Annotated in this window: 13 protein-coding genes; 6 read left to right on the plus strand and 7 right to left on the minus strand. The window is 47.5% G+C overall.

What is annotated here, in order from left to right; all coding sequences use genetic code 11:
• The 5 genes from P3T48_RS04170 to P3T48_RS04190 form a co-directional block, all read left to right on the plus strand.
• On the plus strand, window positions 1-187 hold a 187-nt coding region (locus tag P3T48_RS04170; protein WP_276505762.1), incomplete at its 5' end, for a hypothetical protein.
• A 518-nt stretch (window positions 188-705) separates the two neighbouring features.
• Window positions 706-1,446 (plus strand): polyprenol monophosphomannose synthase, encoded by a 741-nt coding sequence (locus P3T48_RS04175; RefSeq protein WP_276505763.1) that lies wholly within the window; start codon window positions 706-708, stop codon window positions 1,444-1,446.
• Window positions 1,447-1,466: 20 nt separating this feature from the next.
• Window positions 1,467-4,877 (plus strand): transcription-repair coupling factor, encoded by a 3,411-nt coding sequence (gene mfd / locus P3T48_RS04180; protein WP_276505764.1) that lies wholly within the window; start codon window positions 1,467-1,469, stop codon window positions 4,875-4,877.
• A gap of 79 nt (window positions 4,878-4,956) precedes the next feature.
• Window positions 4,957-6,321 (plus strand): TrpB-like pyridoxal phosphate-dependent enzyme, encoded by a 1,365-nt coding sequence (locus P3T48_RS04185; protein ID WP_276505765.1) that lies wholly within the window; start codon window positions 4,957-4,959, stop codon window positions 6,319-6,321.
• A 144-nt stretch (window positions 6,322-6,465) separates the two neighbouring features.
• On the plus strand, window positions 6,466-8,202 hold the full coding sequence (locus P3T48_RS04190) for a CotH kinase family protein (RefSeq protein WP_276505766.1): 1,737 nt from the start codon (window positions 6,466-6,468) through the stop codon (window positions 8,200-8,202).
• Between the two features lie 185 nt (window positions 8,203-8,387).
• Here P3T48_RS04190 and P3T48_RS04195 read toward each other — a convergent pair whose 3' ends face one another.
• Window positions 8,388-8,942 carry a glutathione peroxidase gene (locus P3T48_RS04195; RefSeq protein ID WP_158463916.1) on the minus strand — a complete coding sequence of 185 codons (555 nt, stop codon included), beginning with the start codon at window positions 8,940-8,942 and terminating at the stop codon, window positions 8,388-8,390.
• Window positions 8,943-9,238: 296 nt separating this feature from the next.
• The gene (locus P3T48_RS04200; protein ID WP_276505767.1) at window positions 9,239-13,129 is read right to left on the minus strand and encodes a hybrid sensor histidine kinase/response regulator transcription factor; all 3,891 of its coding nucleotides are present in this window, start codon (window positions 13,127-13,129) and stop codon (window positions 9,239-9,241) included.
• 189 nt (window positions 13,130-13,318) lie between these two features.
• On the opposite strand from P3T48_RS04200, the gene P3T48_RS04205 reads away from it, so the two are divergent.
• The gene (locus P3T48_RS04205) at window positions 13,319-14,056 is read left to right on the plus strand and encodes a hypothetical protein (RefSeq protein WP_276505768.1); all 738 of its coding nucleotides are present in this window, start codon (window positions 13,319-13,321) and stop codon (window positions 14,054-14,056) included.
• A gap of 158 nt (window positions 14,057-14,214) precedes the next feature.
• On the opposite strand, the gene P3T48_RS04210 is transcribed toward P3T48_RS04205, so the two are convergent.
• The 5 genes from P3T48_RS04210 to P3T48_RS04230 all read right to left on the minus strand — a co-directional run bounded on the left by P3T48_RS04210 (window position 14,215) and on the right by P3T48_RS04230 (window position 21,169).
• Entirely contained in the window at window positions 14,215-15,156 is a 942-nt protein-coding gene (locus P3T48_RS04210) for a DNA/RNA non-specific endonuclease (protein WP_276505769.1), read from the minus strand.
• A gap of 172 nt (window positions 15,157-15,328) precedes the next feature.
• Window positions 15,329-15,580: a type B 50S ribosomal protein L31 gene (locus P3T48_RS04215; RefSeq protein WP_006847266.1), complete on the minus strand. Its 252-nt coding sequence runs from the start codon at window positions 15,578-15,580 to the stop codon at window positions 15,329-15,331.
• Window positions 15,581-15,968: 388 nt separating this feature from the next.
• Entirely contained in the window at window positions 15,969-17,321 is a 1,353-nt protein-coding gene (locus tag P3T48_RS04220) for a single stranded DNA-binding domain-containing protein (RefSeq protein WP_276505770.1), read from the minus strand.
• 39 nt (window positions 17,322-17,360) lie between these two features.
• Window positions 17,361-18,602 (minus strand): DUF5689 domain-containing protein, encoded by a 1,242-nt coding sequence (locus P3T48_RS04225; RefSeq protein WP_276505771.1) that lies wholly within the window; start codon window positions 18,600-18,602, stop codon window positions 17,361-17,363.
• Between the two features lie 14 nt (window positions 18,603-18,616).
• Window positions 18,617-21,169: a TonB-dependent receptor gene (locus P3T48_RS04230; protein ID WP_276505772.1), complete on the minus strand. Its 2,553-nt coding sequence runs from the start codon at window positions 21,167-21,169 to the stop codon at window positions 18,617-18,619.
• Window positions 21,170-21,308 lie beyond the last annotated feature (139 nt).

The raw sequence follows: 21,308 nt of genomic DNA on the forward strand, positions 1-21,308 counted from the left end.
AATGATTCTTATAATGCCTCTGCGCATAGCCTTGGCTGACAAAAACAGGCGAGTTGGTTTTGATTTTAAAGAACGTTTGGAGGAAGGAAGACATCGGCACATTAAAGAATGGACTAATGCAACCCTCTCTCCAAATTTGGCAGTGAAACGCATCAATACCATAGGTAAAAAATGCGTCGGATTTTAAACGGATTTTGAACACCCTACCTTACAGGGCGCATTGCTGACTGTCATTATACCCAGGGCGTTGCCCTGGCTAAGAGCTTCTGCCCTTTCAGGGCGTGCTGCGTATTACACCATCCGTACAGGTCGATTTTTTTCCTATACTATATAAATTGTTTCTTAAACCTGTAAAAGTTCCGTTCAGAGCCTATAAAAGTTCTGTTCAGAGCCTATAAAAGTTCCGTTCAAAGCCTTTGAATGTGCGTTCAAAGCCTTTGAATGTCCGTTCAGAGCCTTTGAATGTCCGTTCAAAGCCTTTGAACGAAGATTTTAATGTGGTTCAACGATTTTAAAGTAACTACTTATGGTTATATGGGGTGCTGAGTAGTTACTTTATTTCGCAACAACGTGAATTAAATATAATCATCGTTCAGAAAATGAAAATATTTTCTTTTTCCTTTCGCAAACTCAGAAAAATGCATTATCTTTGCATGAGATATATTAATTATTATCATGTCGATTCATTTAAACCAATAATAGCTTATGAGTGATAGTGTTGTAATTATTCCTACTTATAATGAAAAGGAGAATATCGAGAAGATTATCCGGGCCGTGTTCGGTCTGGAGAAAGACTTTGATATCCTTGTTATTGATGACGGAAGCCCCGACGGTACTGCTGCCATCGTGAAGGAACTGATGGCTGGCGAGTTTGCCTCCCGTCTCCATATCCTTCAGCGAAAGGGCAAGTTAGGACTGGGTACAGCCTATATCACTGGCTTCAAATGGGCGCTTGAGAAGGGGTATGAGTTTATCTTCGAGATGGACGCAGACTTCAGTCATGATCCCAACGACCTGCCACGACTCTACGCCGCGACTCACGACGAGGGATTCGACGTGGCTGTGGGCTCGCGCTATGTCTCGGGTGTCAACGTCGTGAATTGGCCCATTGGTCGTGTGCTGATGAGCTATTTCGCCTCGAAGTATGTGAGAATGGTCACGGGATTCAAGGTGAATGATACTACGGCAGGTTTCGTATGTTATCGCCGCAAGGTGCTGGAAACCATAAATCTTGACGAGATCCGTTTCAAGGGTTATGCCTTCCAGATAGAGATGAAATACACTGCCCACAAGATTGGCTTCAAGATCAAGGAAGTGCCCGTAATCTTCGTCAACCGACGTGAGGGTACGAGCAAGATGAGCGGTGGAATCTTTGGTGAGGCTTTCTTTGGTGTGATGCGCCTGCGCTGGGATGGATGGTTTAAGAAATATCCCAAGAAGGTGTAGGGGGCGAAGACTGAAGAGAAGTGGAAATACAGGAAATAGTACATATTTTTGAGCGGTCGCCCCAGGCGAAGGCGCTCCTGAAATTATTGGATAGAAAAACGCAGAAGACCGTTTTCCTCAGTGGATTGGTGTGCTCTTCTGCGCCTTTGTTTTTTGCCGCTGTCAAAGAGCGGTTGGCTCGCCCGGTGCTCTTCGTGCTCAATGATGCCGACGAGGCGGGCTATTTTTATCACGACCTGGTGCAGATACTGGGCCAGGATCAGGCATTCTTCTTTCCTTCTACTTACAGGCGTGCTGTGAAATACGGACAGAAGGATGCTGCCAACGAGATATTGCGTACCGAGGTGCTGGCACGACTGGCATCCTCGCAGCCACTCTATGTCGTTACTTACCCCGATGCTCTGGCAGAAATGGTGGTGTCGAAGAAGAATCTCGACGAGCGTATCATTAAGCTCGCAGTGGGTGACCAGGTGTCGCTGATGGACATCTCGCATCAACTGCGCGACTTCGACTTCATGGAGACAGATTATGTCTACGAGCCTGGTCAGTTTGCCATTCGAGGCAGCATTCTCGATATTTATTCCTATAGTTGCGAGTTTCCTTTCCGCATCGACTTCTTCGGTGACGAGATAGACACCATACGTACTTTCAGTATTGAGGACCAGTTGTCGCGCGACCGGCGTGAGAGTGTGGAGATTGTGCCCGAACTCTCGCTTGCTGAGGGTGAGAAACAGCCCTTCCTGCATTTCCTCGACAAGCGGGCTGTGGTAGCGATGAAGGACTTTACGTTCGTCTATGACCGTATAGACCAGATATACAAGGAAGGCTTCTCCTCGCAGAGCATGGTGGAACAGATGGAGGGAGCCACCGAGGTGGAGGCGGAACGGATAAGACGTGCCATGAAGAAAGAGCTGAACCTGTCATCGGCCCTGCAGTTTCAGCAGGGTGTGGCGGAGCGCCAGCGCATAGAGTTTGGTATCGCCGAACAGGGTGTGGCGGAGCGCAAGACAGAGGAGGCTGCCGACGTGGTGCCGTTCCATATCGTGCCTCAGCCCCTGTTTCATAAGAATTTCGACCTGATAGGCCAGATGATGGAGGACTATCTTCTGCAGCAGTACACCTTATATATATTGGCCGACAGCAGCAAGCAGCAACAGCGACTCAAGGATATTTTTGAGAGTGAGGAACTGAAGCGCTATCAGGTGAGGTTTGTGCCCGTGGACAAGACCCTGCACGAGGGCTTCATCGACAACGATAAGAAATGCTGTTTCTTTACCGACCATCAGATCTTCGACCGATTCCATAAGTACAGTCTGCGTTCGGACTCAGCACGTGCCGGCAAGATGGCGCTCACGATGAAGGAGTTGCAGGAGATGGAGCCGGGCGACTATATCGTGCACGTGGATTTCGGCATCGGAAAGTTTGGCGGACTGGTGCGTGTGCCGGTGGGCAACAGCTATCAAGAGATGATACGCATCGTCTACACGAACAACGACAAGGTGGATGTATCCATCCACTCGCTCTATAAGATCAGCAAATACCGCAGCGGCGATACGGGCGAGCCGCCCCGACTGTCGACCCTCGGCACGGGTGCCTGGGACCGACTGAAGGAGAAGGCGAAGAAGCGCATCAAGGACATCGCGCGCGACCTGATCAAACTCTATGCCCGCCGCCGTAAGGAGAAGGGATTCGCCTTCAGCGCCGATTCCTATCTGCAACATGAGTTGGAGGCCTCGTTCCTATACGAGGACACGCCCGACCAGAACAAAGCCACCATGGACGTAAAGGCCGACATGGAGAGCGCACGCCCCATGGACCGACTGGTGTGCGGCGATGTGGGCTTCGGAAAGACGGAGGTGGCGATACGCGCAGCCTTCAAGGCGGCATGCGACAGCAAGCAGGTGGCTGTGCTGGTGCCTACCACGGTGCTGGCTTTTCAGCACTACCAGACTTTCAGAAACCGACTGGAGGGAATGCCGGTAAAGGTGGACTACCTGAGTAGGGCACGCTCCGCCAAGGAGACCAGACAGTTGCTGGAAGACCTCAAGGAGGGAAGGACAGACATCGTAGTGGGGACGCACAAGCTGATTTCCAAGACTGTGAAATGGCATGACCTCGGTCTGCTCATCATCGACGAGGAACAGAAGTTCGGCGTCAGCACCAAGGAGAAGCTGCGCCAACTAAAGGTGAATGTCGACACGCTGACGATGAGTGCCACACCTATTCCCCGCACTCTGCAGTTCTCGCTGATGGGTGCACGCGACATGAGCATCATGCGCACGCCGCCGCCCAACCGATACCCGATACAAACGGAGGTGGTGACCTTCAGCGGTGATACCATGGCAGATGCCATCAACTTCGAGATGAGCCGTAACGGACAGGCGTATGTCGTCGTCGACCGTATATCGAAGCTCATGGAGTTGAAACTGATGATAGAAAAGTACGTGCCCGACTGCCGCGTGGCGATAGGACACGGACAGATGAAGCCCGAGGAACTGGAGAAGGTCATTATGGGATTCATGAACTACGACTACGATGTGCTGCTCTCGACAACCATTGTGGAGAACGGTATCGACATATCGAACGCCAATACCATCATCATCATCAATGCCCATCACTTCGGTCTTAGCGACCTGCACCAAATGAGAGGCAGGGTGGGGCGTAGCAACAAGAAGGCTTTCTGTTATCTCGTGGCTCCGCCGAAGAGTACACTGACACTCGATGCTCGCCGCCGACTGGAGGCGTTGGAGACCTTCTGCGATCTGGGAAGCGGGTTCAACCTCGCCATGCAGGACCTTGACATTCGCGGTGCTGGAAACCTGCTTGGCTCAGAGCAGAGCGGATTCATGGAAGACCTGGGGTATGAAACCTATCAGAAGATCCTGTCGCAGGCTGTCACCGAACTGAAGAATGAGGAGTTTGGCGACCTGTATCAGGAGGAGATGGATGAGGGGCAGCAGCTCACGGGTGACGACTTCGTGGACGACTGTTCTATCGAGAGCGACTTAGAGATGTATTTCCCCGACACCTATGTGCCGGGAAGCAGCGAGCGAATGTTGCTCTACAGGGAACTGGACCGCATAGAGAATGACGACGACCTGGCTGCTTACCGAAAGCGAATCATCGACCGCTTTGGACCTGTGCCCCGTGAGGGTGAGGAACTGATGCACGTGGTGAGCTTGCGACGCCTCGGCAAACGCTTGGGCTGCGAGAAGATCATGCTCAAACAGGGTACTATGCAAATGCAGTTTGTAAGCAACGTGCAGAGTCCGTTCTATCGCAGCACGATGTTCTCGAAGGTTCTCAACTATGCCACTTGCCACGTACAGCAATGTGCGTTGAAAGAGAAGAACAACAAGCGATTCCTTCGTATCGCCCGCATCACGAGTGTGGAACAGGCTGTCGCCATTCTCCAGGAAATACAAAAGTAAAATCAAGAATACAAGAATAAGATAAAGTGTAAGACTAAGAATAACAATAACAATCACAATCAATATCAACTTAAAAATTATGAGACAGAAAAAGTTCATCCTACAGGAAAAAGACATTCCTACACAGTGGTACAACATTCAGGCTGATATGCCCAACAAGCCATTGCCACCACTTAATCCGCAGACCCACAAGCCCATGACGGCTGAGGACTTGTCGCACGTGTTCAACCTGGAGTGTGCCAAGCAGGAGCTCGATACAGAACATGCCTGGATCGACATCCCTGAGGACGTGCAGGAGAAGTACACCTTCTATCGTTCTACTCCGCTGGTGCGTGCCTACGGTCTGGAGGAGGCACTGGGTACTACTGCCCACATCTATTTCAAGAACGAGAGTGTCAATCCTTTAGGCTCTCATAAGATCAATTCGGCCTTGCCACAGTGCTACTACTGCAAGCAGGAGGGCGACACCAACGTCACCACCGAGACGGGTGCAGGACAGTGGGGCGCAGCCTTGTCGTATGCAGCCAAACTCTACGGACTGGAGGCGGCTGTGTATCAGGTGAAGATTACCATGCGTCAGAAACCTTATCGCTCCAGCATCATGCGTACCTTTGGCGCTACTGTGGAGGGTTCTCCATCAATGAGTACACGAGCCGGAAAGAACATCATCACACGCGACCCTCATCATCCAGGTTCACTCGGTACTGCTATCAGCGAGGCTGTCGAACTGGCTACTACTACTCCGGGCTGTAAGTACACACTGGGTTCGGTGCTCAACCATGTGGCTCTGCATCAGACGATCATCGGACTGGAGGCAGAAAAGCAGATGCAGATGGCTGGCGAATATCCCGATCAGGTGATTGCCTGCTTCGGTGGCGGAAGCAATTTCGGCGGACTGGCTTTCCCATTCATGCGTCATAATCTGAGCGGAGAGAAGAACACTGAGTTTATCGCAGCCGAGCCAGAGAGCTGTCCTAAGCTGACAAGGGGTAAGTTCGAATATGACTTCGGCGATGAGGCTGGCTACACTCCGCTGCTGCCGATGTTCACCCTGGGTCATGACTTCAAGCCTGCCAACATTCATGCTGGTGGTCTGCGTTATCATGGTGCCGGTATGATCATCTCGCAGTTGCTCAAGGACGGTTATCTGCACGGTGTGGACATTCCACAGTTGGAGTCGTTCCAGGCTGGTATGCTCTTTGCCCGTACCGAGGGAATCATTCCTGCTCCTGAGAGCTGTCATGCTATAGCTGCAACCATTCGCGAAGCGCTCAAGGCTAAGGAGAAGGGCGAGAAGAAGGTCATCCTCTTCTGTCTGTCTGGTCATGGTCTCATCGATATGCCTTCATACGACAGCTATATCAATGGTGACTTGCAAAACTATTCTGTCAGCGACGAAGAGATAGAGCAGTTCCTCAAGGATGTGCCACAGGTAGAGATGTAGGCCAAGGCGTAAGTGTGCTTATGCTGATTTTTCAATATATATATGTGAGAGAAGGCGCAACTTCATCAGGCAATGATGCGCCTTCTCTTTCTGCTTCTAATAACTTGTTATAACTTGAAATTTTGAATCATTAGACTTATATTTATGTTTAGTAAAGAAAAAATACTGTTATTGCTGCTCGTTGTGATGTGCAACTTGGGCAGTCTGTCTGCTGTCCATGCCGCAACAGATCCAACCATGACGTCAGCTTTGAAACCATCGGGGACTTTACCCGTCATGTATGTTAACACTCAGGATGCACAGCCTATCATTTCCAAAGAAACTTATGTGTCAGCCACGGCCTATATTGATGCTTTGGGATTGGAGGGGTATGAGAATATGGCTTCTGCAGATAAACCAGAAACCTTGATAATTAAAGGGCGTGGTAACTGGACGTGGAATGGGTTTGACAAGAAACCTTATCGCTTGAAGTTTGATAGTAAGGTGAACCCTGTGGGTATGGTGAAGAGTAAGCACTTCTTGCTCATGGCTGGTGCCGATGATGATTTGGGTTTTCTCCGCAATCTGGTAGGCTATGAATTGAGCCGTCGTGTGGGCTTGCCTTATACCACAGATTCACAACCTGTTGAATTGGTGCTCAATGGAAAATATCAGGGCTTGTATTTCGTAACCGAAAAGATACGTGTTGATAAAAAACGAGTTAATATCGTAGAGCAGGCTGACAAGGCGACTGATCCTGAGGCTATCACGGGCGGATGGCTCGTGGAGATAGACAATTATGATACAGATCCTCATATCAATGTGAAGTTGGGCAGCCAGAACATGGTGCTTACTTATCATACCCCAGAGGCGCTCTCCGCAGAGCAAGAGAACTATTTGCAGACACAGTGGAATGCCATCGCCAAGGCTATCTGTAGCAATAATGAAAACGATACGGAATGGGAAAAGTATGTAGACATCGAGTCTTTGGCAAAGGTGTATATCGTGCGTGAGCTGTTGCAAGATGAGGAGGGATTTCATGGCAGTTGCTATCTCTACAAGGAAAAAGGTGCAGATACCAAGTGGACTTTTGGCCCTGTATGGGACTTTGGTAATGCTTATAATGAAACCAATTTCCGTCATTTTATCTTCCAGGGAGATAAGTTTGAGCAGTTTATCATTGATCGTGCCTGGAATTTTAAGCACTTCCGCGACAAGGTGAAGGAGGTATGGCAGGAGTTTTATGCCAATCAATATGCAGAGATGAACGCTTATATTGATGGTGTGGCGGCAAAGATTTCCGATGCTGCAGCTAACGACTATCTATGTTGGAAGAATAGCAGCAATGTCGCCAAGAACCAAGATGAACTGGCCAAGGCTGCCGTTTTTAAGAACTATATGCGCCAAAAGGCCACATGGCTTGTTGAGCAATGGGGTGGTGGCGAGGCTCCTTCTGACAAGATGAACATCTATGTGACTTGCGACGAGGATCGTGTGCCTTACCTCTTTGCTTGGGGTGAAGGAAACAACGGAGGATGGCCAGGCAATCAACTGACCGATACCAGGATGATAGGTGGCAAACTCTTCTATCATATTTCTTTGCCTTATGGAACCAATATCATCTTCAGCTATGGTGATCAGGAAACGCAGACGGAGGATATCTTGAATGTGTCTCGCGACACCTATTATCGCTTCTATCAAGCTCCAAAGAGTGAGCATAAGGAGAAGAAAAATGGCCGTTTCGAAGATATCACACAGAAAGTACTCACAGGCATCAGTGCAATAGTTACGTCAAAGCCGCAGCCTGCGAAAGCTGCGATATACAATATGAACGGACAGCGTGTGGATGATAGCTATCATGGTCTTGTCATCTGCAATGGTAGGAAATATATATCCAAATGAGGTCTGTAAATTCTGTGGTGTGATTCTTCTGTATTGACAGCCATGTGGCAAGAGATGTGTAAATAGAAAAGCCAAATGTTTCATGCAAGTAAAACATTTGGCTTTTTTGATGTTTGAGGGATAGATTCCTACAAACGATGATGGCGATATCAGAAAGTAGCGATATTGCACATATTCGTTGATTCTTATGAATTCAGAAGTTCCTCTATTTGCTTGGCGATATTCTCAAACTTCTCGGTAGGCTCAAAGCGGGCAACAACCTGCCCTTTCTTGTTGATGAGGAACTTGGTGAAGTTCCACTTGATGTCGGCACTCTCCTTGTAGTTGGGGTCGGCCTCGCTTAGCATCTTGTCGAGGACAGGGTAGAGAGGGTGTGACTCGTCCCAGCCAGCGAAACCTTTCACCTCCTTGAGGAACTTGTAAAGAGGAGCGGCGTCATCACCGTTTACCTTTATCTTCTTGAAGCGTGAAAACTCTGTGCCGTAAGTAAGCTTGCAGAATTGATGAATACTCTCGTCGGTACCGGGTGCCTGCTGACCAAACTGGTTGCAAGGGAAATCGAGGATTTCAAAACCTTGTGAGTGATATTTCTCATAGAGATTTTCCAGTTCTTCATACTGTGGGGTGAAGCCACACTTCGTGGCTGTGTTGACGATGAGCAGCACCTCGTTGGCATACTCCTTGAGGGAAACGTCCTTTCCCTTTCTGTCCTTGACAGAGAATTCGTAAACGGTTCTCATTTTCTTTATGTATCTTTTTATAGTTTTATCTCAGTTATCGTATCTTTAACGAGTGCAAAGATACGATTTTTCTTTCATATGTGTCTATAGTTACTGATATTTTTTTATAAAAAAATCCGGGAATTTCACAATCCCCGGATCACTTTGAATATTCCTTTCGTTGTTGAAGGAAAGGAGTATTCAAGAATTAAACTATCATTTAACTTTTCTAAGAACTGGTGCAAAGGTACTGCTTTCGTACAGAATCAAGGTGTAAATTCTCTTTTTTTTCGTGCACCAGGTATAAAAAAGTGTTATTACTTTGAATTTTCTCTATATTCGCTTGGAATGATACCCATTTCCTTTTTGAATACCTTCGAGAAATACTTAGGATCGCTGAAGCCCAAAGAGTAGGCGATGCTGCTAAGTGTTTCGTCAGTATTGCAGAGCAACTCGGTGGCACGCATGATGCGGATGTGGCGTACGAAGTCGATAGGCTTCATGCCCACAGCATTCTTGATCTTGCCGTAGAGCACGCTGCGGCTCATACCCATGGCTACGGCGATGTCATCGATTTTGAGGTCGGGATTGCTCATGTTCTCATTGATGAACTGTACGATCTTCTCGGTCAGAGCGTCCTCTTCCGTCATGCGCTTATTAGTAGCAGGGCTTCTGTTGTCGCCCTGTCCGGATGCTGTCTGTGGATATTCGTGCGTGATATGGAATTCGGCACCCTCGGCTCGTTGTATCTGTTTTAGCATGTCTTGCTGCAGGGCATGACGCTGATTGATGACAGCCTCGATGCGTCCCTTGAGGTAGGTGGCCGAGAACGGCTTGGTGAGATAACCGTCCACACCTTCCTCGAAGCCTCGCAGGTGGTCTTCCACACTGGCTTTAGCCGACAGTACGATGATAGGAATATGGGCGGTGTTGGTGTCCTGCTTGATGTAGTGTACCATCGTGAAACCGTCCATCACAGGCATGGTGACGTCGGTAAGGATGAAGTCGGGCATCTTGTTTCTTGCCATTACCAAGCCTTCCTTGCCGTTTTCGGCAAGCAGTACATTATAGTCTGTCTTGAGGATGGTGAAGAGGAACTGGCGCAGGTCGGGGTTGTCTTCTACAACGAGGATGGTGATGTCCTTTTCCGCCTGTTCTGTTTTGTCGTCCTCTTCTGTCTCTTCTACTTCCTGGAGATAGCCTTTGGCTGTCTCGTCGCTGATGCTGCCGTTGTTCTCGCTTGACACGAATGCCTGATCGCTTCCTTCGTCAAGATAGAAGTCGCTTTCGTTGTCAAACTTCAGCATCTTGTTGAGCATATTGAGCATCTCCTTGGCATTGCGCTGAACCATCTGCAGCAGGCTGCGGCTCTCGGTAGAGAGGTTGTCCTCCTTCTCTAACACCTCGTTTATCGGACCTCCGATGAGCGTGAGTGGAGTGCGAAGCTTGTGTGAAGCCTTGCTGAAGAACCTGTTCTTCATCTCGTTCATCTCGTGGTTGATGCGTTCCTTCTGCTGCTTGTTGTATGTGATGAAACACAAAGCCGCAACACCGGCAATGATGAGGATGATGAGCAGCTTGCCCCAGATGCTTTCCCAGAACGTCGGTTGCACGTCGAGTTCCAGCGAAGCCACGTGTTTGCTCCATTTGCCATGCGTATTGGTGGCGATGACCTTGAGCACATAGTTGCCATGCGAGATTCGGTTGAAGCCGATGCGGTTCTGTCCTCGAAGGTCGATCCATACGCCTTCGGGGGTATTTCCGTCGATGCGGTATTTATAGAACTGTTGGTACTTGCGTGTATAGTCGAGTGCGGCGAAGCTGATGGACAGGTTGCGTTTGTTGGCTGGGATGACTATCTTCTTCTGGTGCAGGATAGGTATGTTCTCGTTGCTTCCGTTGTAGTGCAGCTCAGTGAAGATAATGCGGGGCTGATAGTCGGTCTGCTTCAGTCTCGCGGGGTTGAACGTCAGGCTGCCCGTAGCAGTGCCCACTGTGATGTTGTCGGTTACTGGGTCGTGAATGGGGCGTGCCTCCGAGAAGGTCATGTTGAGGTCGAAGTCGTTGGGACCGAAGACGGTCAGCTTCCTTGTCTTGGGGTTGTATTTATCGACACTCGACTCCCTGATGAGCCAGATGTTGCCACTGTTGTCCTCTATCATGCTCTGCACATTACCCTCGCTGGTATTGATGAAATTGCAGAATCTCACCTTCAGATTGTCCAGCAGCAGGTTTTCGCTTGTTATCTTGTCGAGGCTTCCTCCCATGCTCGATACATAGGTGTCGCCGTTGGAACGCACCAGAATGAAGTTGATGTCAGGAGCTGTGAGAGATGTCGTGTCGTTCTCCCTGTAGGAAGTGGTGTGGAATTGTATGTTTTTGGAAGGGCGCTTTTCTTCCTTGAAGGTGACGAGGCCGCCTGTGGTTCCGATGAGTATTTCGCCACTGGCGGTACAGGTGATTCTACGTACTTTACTGTAATATTTCTTTGGCCATCTCAGTCCGTTACGAGGAGTAAGGAATGTGATGTTGCCCTGTGGGTCTTCACGCATAAGTGCCAAGCCTCCTCCGTATGTGGCTACCCAGATGTTGCCCTGTCGGTCGCTCACCACATCATAGATGCTGTCGCCCGGGAGGGAATTTCTGTCGGATGCATTGTAGCGGAAATGGCGCATGGTGTTTCGGTCATACAGATACAGTCCGTCGCCGTCTGTGCCTATCCACATTCTTTTCTTTATGTCTTGATAGATGGCATAAATACCTGAGCGTGAGAAGGGTGTCTGCTTCTGGCAGATCTGTCCGTTGGACTGCAGATAACCAATCTTTTTGAAGTGGCTGTCGCTGATCTTGAGGTGTCCCGACTTGAAACCATCCCAGTGGAATCCGTTGTTAGTGTAAGCCATGGCTCTTATTTCCGATTCTCCTTCATCGAGTTTGATCATGGAGTAGTTGTGGAACTTGAAGTTTACCTGAGTCAAGTCGTGTACACCCGTCAACCAAAGTATGCCTTGGTCTGAAACAACGAATTTAGAAATGCGAGGTACATAGAAATTACCTGCAGAGTTGCTTCTCAGCATATAGGGAACGAGCTTTCCCGTCTTGCGGTCGTAGTAGCTGAAGGTGCCATAGTTAGGGATAGTCCACAAAGTGCCGTGTTCGTCTTCCATGATGAAGAAGTTGTCACTCATGGTGCGGTCGGCAGGGGTAGGGGCATCAGCGTAGAGCCAATTAGCTGACATGGTTTTAGGATTGATGACGGTCACGCCCTGTCCTTCGGTAAATGCCCATACCATGTTGTGCCCGTCTACGTAGGCTTTCTTCACTTCTGCTACGGGCTGATTGGGGTTCTGCACACTGATGACGTCGGTCTTGAATGTGCGTGGATTGTACACTACGAGTCCTATGTTGGTAGCGATAATCAACTGATAACCAGTATTCTTCAGCTCGTTGATGCGAGTGACGCCTGCTGGCATGGGAATCCAGGAGAGATGGTTCTGCTTGTCGTAGACAGCCACCTTGCCATCAGTCGTGGCGAGGAAGATGGTGTTGCCCACTTCTCTGAACCACTTGAAGGGCGTAGAGGTATGGAAGTTCTTGCCGTAGATGAATGTTCCCTTGTCGGTGAGAATCCATTCACGGCCTCGCTTGTCTTGCTTGATAAACCATACGTTGCCGCTTCGCAGTCCTTTTTCGCCCACCTTGATGAGCTCGGGCTTCATGCTCTCTATGTCCTTTCCTTGACCTACACGAATCAGGAAGTTCTGTTTGTGAGTCGTAATCCAGGTGTGTCCATTGGCGAGTGGATATATCTCGCTCGACTCCAAATGGATGCCGAAACGCTTGCAGAGCATCGTGCCAACCTTGATAAACTGGCATTGCTCTGTATCGAAGATGTATAGCTTGCGGTCGAAGGTGACTACCCACACATTGTTGTCTGGGCTTGGGAAGATGGAGAGTATGCGGTTGGTACTCATGATGTCGATGTCGTCGGGCTCGTCACGGAATGTCTTGAAATGATAGCCGTCGTAATAGGACAGACCATTCCCGGTGCCAAACCACATCATATTGTCGTAGCCTTGTGCCAAATCGGAAATGGAGTTGGCTGCAAGTCCATCGAGGATTGAAAACTTTCTGACATCGCAATAGGGTTCTGCTGATGAAAAGATTGTTATAAATGATAGTATAATTAAAAAATGTAAGCGTTTCATGCTTTTTTTGATAAAGTTTGGTACAAAGTTAGGCATTAAACTTGACATTTCCAAACTTTTTAGGGAAAATCCGCTTTCTAATAGGGATTTTTCCTTAAAATAATCTACTATTCCCTTTGCCCTAAGAAAAGAATAAGGTATCTTTGCACCAGAATTTAACGAAAATATTAACTTATAAACAAAAGCGATATGAAAAAAGTATATTCTTTGCTGACAATGGCTGTGATAGTTGCCATGTCGCTTACAATGACCAGCTGCGATGGTGATGATTATTGGTATGATCCTTATGGTTGGTACGATCATTATGACGACTGGGGATGGAACAACAATGATTGGAATAATGGTTGGCAAGGAGGTTCGCAGAATAGTGACCTTGTTGATATGGCACGGTTGCTCACAGGTGAATGGTATGGACCAGTAACCTATTCTTATCTTTCAGATGATGGGCAGTCACGACAGACTAATGAGTTCTATGCCGATATGAAGTTCTTCCAATATGCTAACACTCGTGATGCTTTGAGTGGAGAGGGCGTGGAGACTGACTATAAGTATAACGATGATGGTTCTGTAGCAGATCAGCAGACCTTGGAGTTTAAATGGTATATTGATGATAATTACGATATTTATATCCAGTATAAGAACTCTGGGGCTACGTTTGTCATGGACCATGGCTCTTCACAGGCAGGCTTCCACTTAGGGGCAGAAAAGGGATATGACGTGGATACTTTCTGGGGCTATATGATAGGTACGGGAAGTTCGAAGGGTGATGTGATTTATATTGACTTAAAGCGTGTCAACCAGACCAGTCAAGCCAAGGCCTTCGGTTCTTCTAAGACCAATGAGAAGACCATTAAGAAGTCGTTTGGCAGGGGTGCGACCATCAAGCCTCTCAAGGCAGACTCTTCTCGACTGAATAATCGGAGATAACGAAGGATGTTACGATAAATACAAAGTTGCCAAATAAAAAATCGCATGTTTCGATAGTTCTGTAATGAACTTTTGAAACATGCGATTTCTTTTTTGTCTTATTGAAGTATTACTTGTGTATAGGAAACTAAGCTAAATGGCTATTATCCTTTGACTTCTTATTTTTCTATACTTCCCCAGTCGCTAAGTATTTTTTTGCTTTCTACATCTTGCTCGATATTGTCGGGCAGATTGCAGAAGAAGTCTATACCAGTCTTTGCTTCCAAATCCTTGATGCTCATGGTGTAATCAGACAGCTTGTCGTCTCCATGGTATACATTGGTGTGAGGGAACCACATACCGATAGACTTGTAGTAAGCCTGTCCGTTGATCGTCTTCTTAACGAGGACTGCCACAAAGAAATACTTGGGGACAATCAGTTTGTTTTGAATACGCATCAAGATATTTTCTTCTTTGTCAATGGTACCACCCTTGCATACGTACATGGTGTCTGTGTCATTGAGTTTGAATCCGTTCAGATAGTTCTCCATTTTAATCCAAAGCCCTTCATACTTATGGTTGGGATGACTTCCATTGAAGACGCTATATTGTGGCTGCATATTGGTGAGATAGAAAGTTTGATAGTTGACATTGGAATTATACATACGATCGTTCGAAGGACAGATGTGTCCGTGGTCAAAGCCTGATCTGTAGATGTAGTCTTTCTCCCATCTGTTAGAAGCTGCTAAATCTGGATCGGTGGGATATTGGTTGTCCTGGCTGTAATAACGTTTTATATTATCGGGATTGCCGCTGTTCTTGTTGGTGAGGATGTAGCATGACCAGCGCTGCGATTTTTTATCGCAATCCCATTCTACTGCATAGTTTACGTTGTCTGGGTCGTATTGCTTGCTGTTACCATCACGATAAACACGGATAATGCTGTTTCCGCCTTTCAGTTTAGGAAACTCCAGTCGAGTGACAGCCTTGTCGGTTGTTACCTCGTTCTTGTTGGTGTTGATTTCATTCGAACCATTTCCGTCTCCGTCGTCGCTGCTTCCGCAGGCTGCCATAGAGAGCACAGCGAGGAGAGCGAATAAATAAATCTTGATTTGTTTCATAACATAGTGAATGTTAAATGATAAAATAGATAATAAGATGTTAGGATGAATCTTATAAGAAGAGTGGGGTGATAAAGAAAAGTAAAAGGTGCGCACTAACGCATATGCAACTACGTTAGAACGCACCTTCTATCTCGTATTGATAATATATCCTTATATATAAAAAGGTATATTACTTCTTCAACTTGCCGTAACGGTTCATGAAGCGGTCTACGCGACCTGCAGTATCAACGAGCTTGCTCTTACCTGTATAGAATGGGTGAGAGGTGCTTGAGATTTCAATCTTTACTACTGGGTAAGTTTCGCCTTCGAACTCAACAGTGTCGTTGGTCTTGCAAGTTGACTGTGAGAGGAACATGTCGCCATTAGACATATCCTTGAATACTACTGGACGATAGTTCTCTGGATGAATACCTTTTTTCATTTTGTTTTTTACTTTTATTTGGGTTATTAAAATTAGACGTCATGGGGATGTTGCCATCATTTCATGTCCTTGCGGTGCATGCCCATTATAGCCTTTTGACTTAACAGGGTGCAAAGTTACGACTTTTTTTCCTTTCCTCCAAATCTTTCTACTTGTTTTTATACCTTTCGCTCTTTTTTTTATTTTCATTGATGTGTTGCCCAAGTAGTAGTCGTTAGTTTGGGCATACGCTGCCCGTCGCGTGGGCAATGGTTGCTCGTCCCTTGTTCACCAGCTCCCCATCACGTGTTCATCGAGGGACCAAGCGATGGGCATTGCTGGAAACAAAAATCCCCATTGCCTGATGAGAGGCAATGGGGATAGTTAAAGTTATTTGTAATTGAGTGGATTACTTGGCATAAACAATTTCGATAGATGAGAATCTAAGTTGAACACCACCACCTGTTGTACCTGTAAACACATTGGTGTAGGTTGCAGTCTTGCCAGAGAAGTTTATGGTTGCAGTCTCATTACCGTCGCAATTAACAGTTTCACCATTCTTTGTATATGGTGCATTGCAGTGGAAGATGATCTTTGCAATTTCTTTTGTACCCTTTACGATAATCTTGTTATTCTTGTAAACGCGAACTGCAGTTCCTGAAGTGTAGTATTTTGAACCATTTTTCTCACCATTAGCATCAAAGGTGATGGTTGTTCCATCAGACAACTTTATAGTTGTCATGTCTGTCTGATTTTCGTAGTTCTGTGCAGTGAAGTCAAAAGACACGCTTTCACCAGCAGTTGCATTGCTGTTTTCAAGCGTAAGAGTTCTGTGGTCGTCGGCAAATGTTATCTTGCCATTGCCTGTATCAGGAGTATCTGGCTTTGGAGTAACTTCGCCGCCAGTGCCTTCGCCTTCTATCTTGACGATAGTGCTGTTCTTGTCAATCTCCATAATATCAGTACCATTCTTGTTGAATGCCTTGATGATACCCTTGATAGTTACCTTCTGTCCAACCTTCAAATCTTCTTTAGATGTGAAGTCTGCACCATTCAAGCCCTTACCTGAATAAACCTGCATGTCCTTGCTCTTACCATCGTCAGAGATGTAGTAAGAAAGGCTCTTGTATTGATCACTGTAAAAATAAACATCAGAAACGATACCTGTCACGTAAACCTCGCTGGTAGGAGCGCCTGCCTTGATGGCTGCGATAGCTTCTGCTACGGTGTATGGATCGCTCTCTGAACCCTTTCCAGTGGTAGGAGTATCAGGTGTGGTTGTTCCACCTTCGCCATTAAGAGATACAATGTAGTTGCCAGTCTGGAACTCTTTGGTTCCACTGAATACGATAAGGTTACCGCAGATAACGACCTCATCACCTTGCTTCAAAGCATCTTCGCCCGAGAACTTAGTGCGGTTAGGACCAGCATAGCCATTGTAAACATAGAACTGGTTGGTAGGAGTACCGTCGTCTGAAATGTAATATTTCAAGCTACCGTGGGTCGCATCGAAACTGCCCTGTTCTACAGAAACAACTTTACCTTTAACGTATTTCAACTCAGATTCGCTTCCACCATCTTCGATGTACTTTACTGCACCTGCCACATTGAATGGGTCTGCGGCAGTACCTGTACCTGCAGGCTGAACTTCTGGAGTTTCATCCTCTGTAGGCATATTGTAAGGAGCAGGAACGTCTTCGCAGCTGCTGAATGTTATGGCTGCCATAGCCAAGAACAAGCATGAATAAATGAACTTTTTCATATTGATTATTCTTTTTATAGTTTTCTACTTGAGTTAGTTTTATTTGATGGAAACGATATAGTTTCCACTGTTGATTTCCGGTGTTACACCATTGTAGAGTAAGAGCTTGCCGCAGATGACAACTTTCTTTCCCTTCTTGATCAAGTCCTTGTTGGCATCGGTGTACTTATCCTTGTTGAGATAGTAGTTGCGGAATACCTTGATGGTCTTGGCAGGATTGCCAGTTCCGTCAGCATTCATACCCTTGCCGTCTACAGAGATGTAGAAATCAGCATTACCATACTGTACACTTACACTTGGCTCAGAACAGATGATACCTTCGGTATAAACATTGGTCTCGGTAGTCTTTCCGTCGTTAATCAACTGGATGGCTTCCGCTACGGTGTATGGACACTGTTCTGTTCCCTTGGCTACCTTCACGTCGTCTGCAGTACGGATAAGAATCTGCCATGTGTCGTTCTTGCTTCCTGCATAACGTGTGAAGATACCTGTTACGTTCTGTGGACCTTCTGGCAGGAGAGCATTAGCAAACTTGGCGTAGGCAGAAGTGCGAACCACCAGGTTGTTGGTGCTGATGCCAGAGAATCCGCGGTTTACGCAGTTAGCGTTGTCTTTGTCTGCCGCAGCGGCAAATACCTTCTTACCGGCATCGGCGAAGGTTACGCCCTCGATTCTCATCAGCTTGCCTGAGCAAGACTTCAGATAGTCGGCATCCTTGATCTTAGTCTGGTCGAACACCTCAACCATTGCCTCAGCCTTGGCCTCGTCGGCCTCGCCGATAATCTTGTAGTGCTTCTCCCATACGTAGCGGTCTACCTTACCGATAGACTGTGAGCCCTTGTTGGTGTTGGTATAGACACCGCCCAACTCAGCCTGCTTGCCGTAGCCACCGATGTAGAGGCCCTTGCAGTCGATAAGCACTTGCTGACCTACAGGCAACTCGCCATAGAGTCCGCTCTTGCCGATGCAAACCAAGATACCGCCCGTCTTGTCCTGCAGGCAAATCTGGTTGTAGAGGTTGCCTCCGAGGTCGTTACCTGTGACGATACCCAATATCTTGATGTCCTCGTCCACCTGCTTGTACAGGCCGCGTTCTATCTGTGTGGCATATTTCTCCTTCAGTTCGGAGATAGTGATGACATTGGTAGCCTCCAGTTTGTTGTTGCCGATGGCAGGGCCGGTATAATCCTTTTCTCCCACGGAATCAGCATAACCGTCGCCCATGCATGAAGCCAAGAGCAGGGCTGCAAATGCCATTGCGATATATTTTAACTTTTTCATATCTTTCTCTTCTTTTAGAATCTGTATGATACCTGGAACATCCCGTTGGTTCCGAATACGTAATACTTCTTAGGGTTCTTAGAGAACTTGTAGACGCGATCCTTGGCCTCGTTTTCCTTGTTGAGGGTATAGTCGCTTCGGCTCTGCTCGTAACCACCTGAAACAATCTTGCGGTTGTTGAGGATGTTGGTTACCATGAGGTTGAAGTTCAGACTACCGTGCTTGAGGCGGATACTCTTGCCGATGCTTCCGTCTACCATCCATCCGCCGTGTCCCTTAGCCTGGTCAACAGAACCAGGGAGAGGCTCGTCGTTGAAGAGCATGTCGCGGTTCTTCAGAGAAGACTTGTAGCGATAGCTTGGTGAGTATGACAAATAGATGCGGTCGTACCAGTTGGCGTTGAGGTTGACGAACCAGCCGCTCTTATGGAAGTCGAGTGCAAGGCTACCGATAGTAAGAGGAGTTCCGCTTTCGCGCATGTCCTTAATATATGCGTAGTCCTTAACCACCTCTGCCGACTTGGAGAGCATGTAGTTCACGTTGGCATTGTTGATGTTCTTGGCGTCGCTGATGGTTCCGATGGCCTTGAAGTTAAGGAAAGAAGCCACCTTGAAGTCGAGACCTGCCTCGATACCATAGTATTCTTTCTCCAATCCTGTCATGCTGAGGTAGGTGAAAGAGTTCTCGTCATCGTTGTAGAAGTTCTGCCACTCTGTGACGTGGTCGAGGCGACTATAGTATGCGTTGACGTTGGCGTGTACCCAGGCATTCTGATACTGATAGCTGAACTCGCTGCTGAATACATGTTCGTCACCGAGGTTGAGAACGTAGTCGTTGCAGATCTCAGGAGAGATGAATGCTGTGTTGGCCATTGGTGGACGCCACTCGTAACCTACACCAATCTTGAATACGTGGCCCTTGCCGGCATCGAAGTTGATGCTACCCTTGGCACCGCCTTCACCGAAGCGTGCGATGCGGCTGTTGCCCTCAGAATTGTTGGCAGCCATACCGTTGCGCATATAGCCATGACGACGCATGTTGGTCTGACCAAGCTTGGCGCTTATCATGGTCTGGAAACGTCCCATCTCAGCAGTGTAGGAAGTCCAGAGCAAGCCCTTCATCACCTCAACCTTATAGTCGTAACCGAACTTGTCGCCTTCGTAAACGAGAGAGCCGAGGTTGTTAGGTCCAGCAGTGTTGAGGTCGTATTGTACTCTTGGGTCGCTGGCAGGATAGGTGCCGAGCGCATAAGTGTTGATGTTGTGGAAGAAAGAAGCACCCAGCAAGTCATCCATGGTCTGATAGTGACGGTTGCTGTTGCTGCCCAGTACAAGACCGCCTACGAGTGTAGAGCGCTTAGTAACCTTAGCAGACAGGGTGGAAGCCATGTTGAACATCAGGTTGTCGCTGTGCTTGGCCTGGATGAAGTAGAGCGCATCATGGCCCTGGTTGGCAGCCTGAGTGTTGGCATAATAGAGGCGATCCCAGTCAATCTGGCGGTTGGCCTTGCTTGCTGTCCAGTAGTTGTAAGAGTTGTACCAGCTCTGGAGTGTAGACGAGTTGTTGCCCAGCGCGTCAGCATTCCAGATGTCGTAGTAGCTGCTTGGCAGATTCTTCCAGTAGTCTGGCTGTGGGTTCTCAGCGTTGGCGTAGTTGAGCTTGGTGCTCTTATACATAGAGTACTTGCCAAAGACAGAGGTGGTGAGCTTCATCTTGTCGTTGATGTTCCAGTCCCATGTGGCGATGGCTGAAGGCGCAAAGTCGTTCACAACGCGTGAGTTGCGCTTGTGGCCATTGTAGTAGCCCCAGTATGGGTTGTAATAGTAGTCGTTGGCGAGCCAGTAAGTCTCGTCGGTTGCTGCTCCCTGTGTAGAGCGCTCTGTAGGATTTCCCCATGTGGTGAAGCTCAGGGAGTGACCATTGTCCCACTTCTTCTGCACACCGAAGTAGTAAGACAGCGCATTGTAGAAGGTTCCCTCTACATAACCGCGGTTTGCCCAACGATAGGTAAGACCCGCTGAGATGGCCCATCCCTTGTCGTTGAATCCACTGCTATAGGTATAAAGACCACGAAGCGTGTAGTTGCGGTTGGCAACTCCCACAGAAGCATAGTGGCCTGTCTGCATGCTTCCGGCACGGAAGTCATAGTTGTTGCTGCCTCCCATACCTGTCATGGAGTAGTTGTTGCCCTCGAAAGGCAAGGCAAAGTCAACGTTTCTTGAGAATCGGTTCAGACCTCCGATGTTAGAGAAGCGGAACTGACCAGACTCCATGTCGTTCATGGGAGCACCATTGATGTACACATCATTGTACTTCTGATTGAAGGCACGATAACGGAAACGCACTGGCGAGAACAGGTAGCCTGCCTCTGATGCGTAAACATTTGAGTTAGAATTCAGAATGGTGACGTTCTGTGACATATCGTCATCCTCACCCAACTGTGCTTCGGTGAATGTGAATGCATTCTCGTCCAATCCCTTTGCTATCTTCTGCTCGGTGGCGTTCTGAGCGAAGAGCAATGGGCTGTAGCAGAGAGCAATCATTGCTAATTTTACCTTTTGTTGCATAGTCAATAGTTTAATTAATATAATGTGAGTGCAAAGTAAATAAATAAATTTTAAAAAAGAAAGTTTTTTTGATTAAAATTTCATTAAAAATTCACTTTTTCCACTTTTCTTACTGATAATTACAATTTAATAGCTACTT

Source organism: Segatella intestinalis, assembly GCF_029348455.1.
In the GTDB taxonomy this organism is placed as follows: Bacteria; Bacteroidota; Bacteroidia; order Bacteroidales; family Bacteroidaceae; genus Prevotella.

Coding starts and splice junctions, on each gene's coding strand:
- P3T48_RS04175 (WP_276505763.1), top strand. CDS start 706: ATGAGTGATAGTGTTGTAATTATTCCTACTTATAATGAAAAGGAGAAT.
- P3T48_RS04185 (WP_276505765.1), top strand. CDS start 4,957: ATGAGACAGAAAAAGTTCATCCTACAGGAAAAAGACATTCCTACACAG.
- P3T48_RS04190 (WP_276505766.1), top strand. CDS start 6,466: ATGTTTAGTAAAGAAAAAATACTGTTATTGCTGCTCGTTGTGATGTGC.
- P3T48_RS04195 (WP_158463916.1), bottom strand. CDS start 8,942: ATGAGAACCGTTTACGAATTCTCTGTCAAGGACAGAAAGGGAAAGGAC.
- P3T48_RS04200 (WP_276505767.1), bottom strand. CDS start 13,129: ATGAAACGCTTACATTTTTTAATTATACTATCATTTATAACAATCTTT.
- P3T48_RS04205 (WP_276505768.1), top strand. CDS start 13,319: ATGAAAAAAGTATATTCTTTGCTGACAATGGCTGTGATAGTTGCCATG.
- P3T48_RS04210 (WP_276505769.1), bottom strand. CDS start 15,156: ATGAAACAAATCAAGATTTATTTATTCGCTCTCCTCGCTGTGCTCTCT.
- P3T48_RS04215 (WP_006847266.1), bottom strand. CDS start 15,580: ATGAAAAAAGGTATTCATCCAGAGAACTATCGTCCAGTAGTATTCAAG.
- P3T48_RS04220 (WP_276505770.1), bottom strand. CDS start 17,321: ATGAAAAAGTTCATTTATTCATGCTTGTTCTTGGCTATGGCAGCCATA.
- P3T48_RS04225 (WP_276505771.1), bottom strand. CDS start 18,602: ATGAAAAAGTTAAAATATATCGCAATGGCATTTGCAGCCCTGCTCTTG.
- P3T48_RS04230 (WP_276505772.1), bottom strand. CDS start 21,169: ATGCAACAAAAGGTAAAATTAGCAATGATTGCTCTCTGCTACAGCCCA.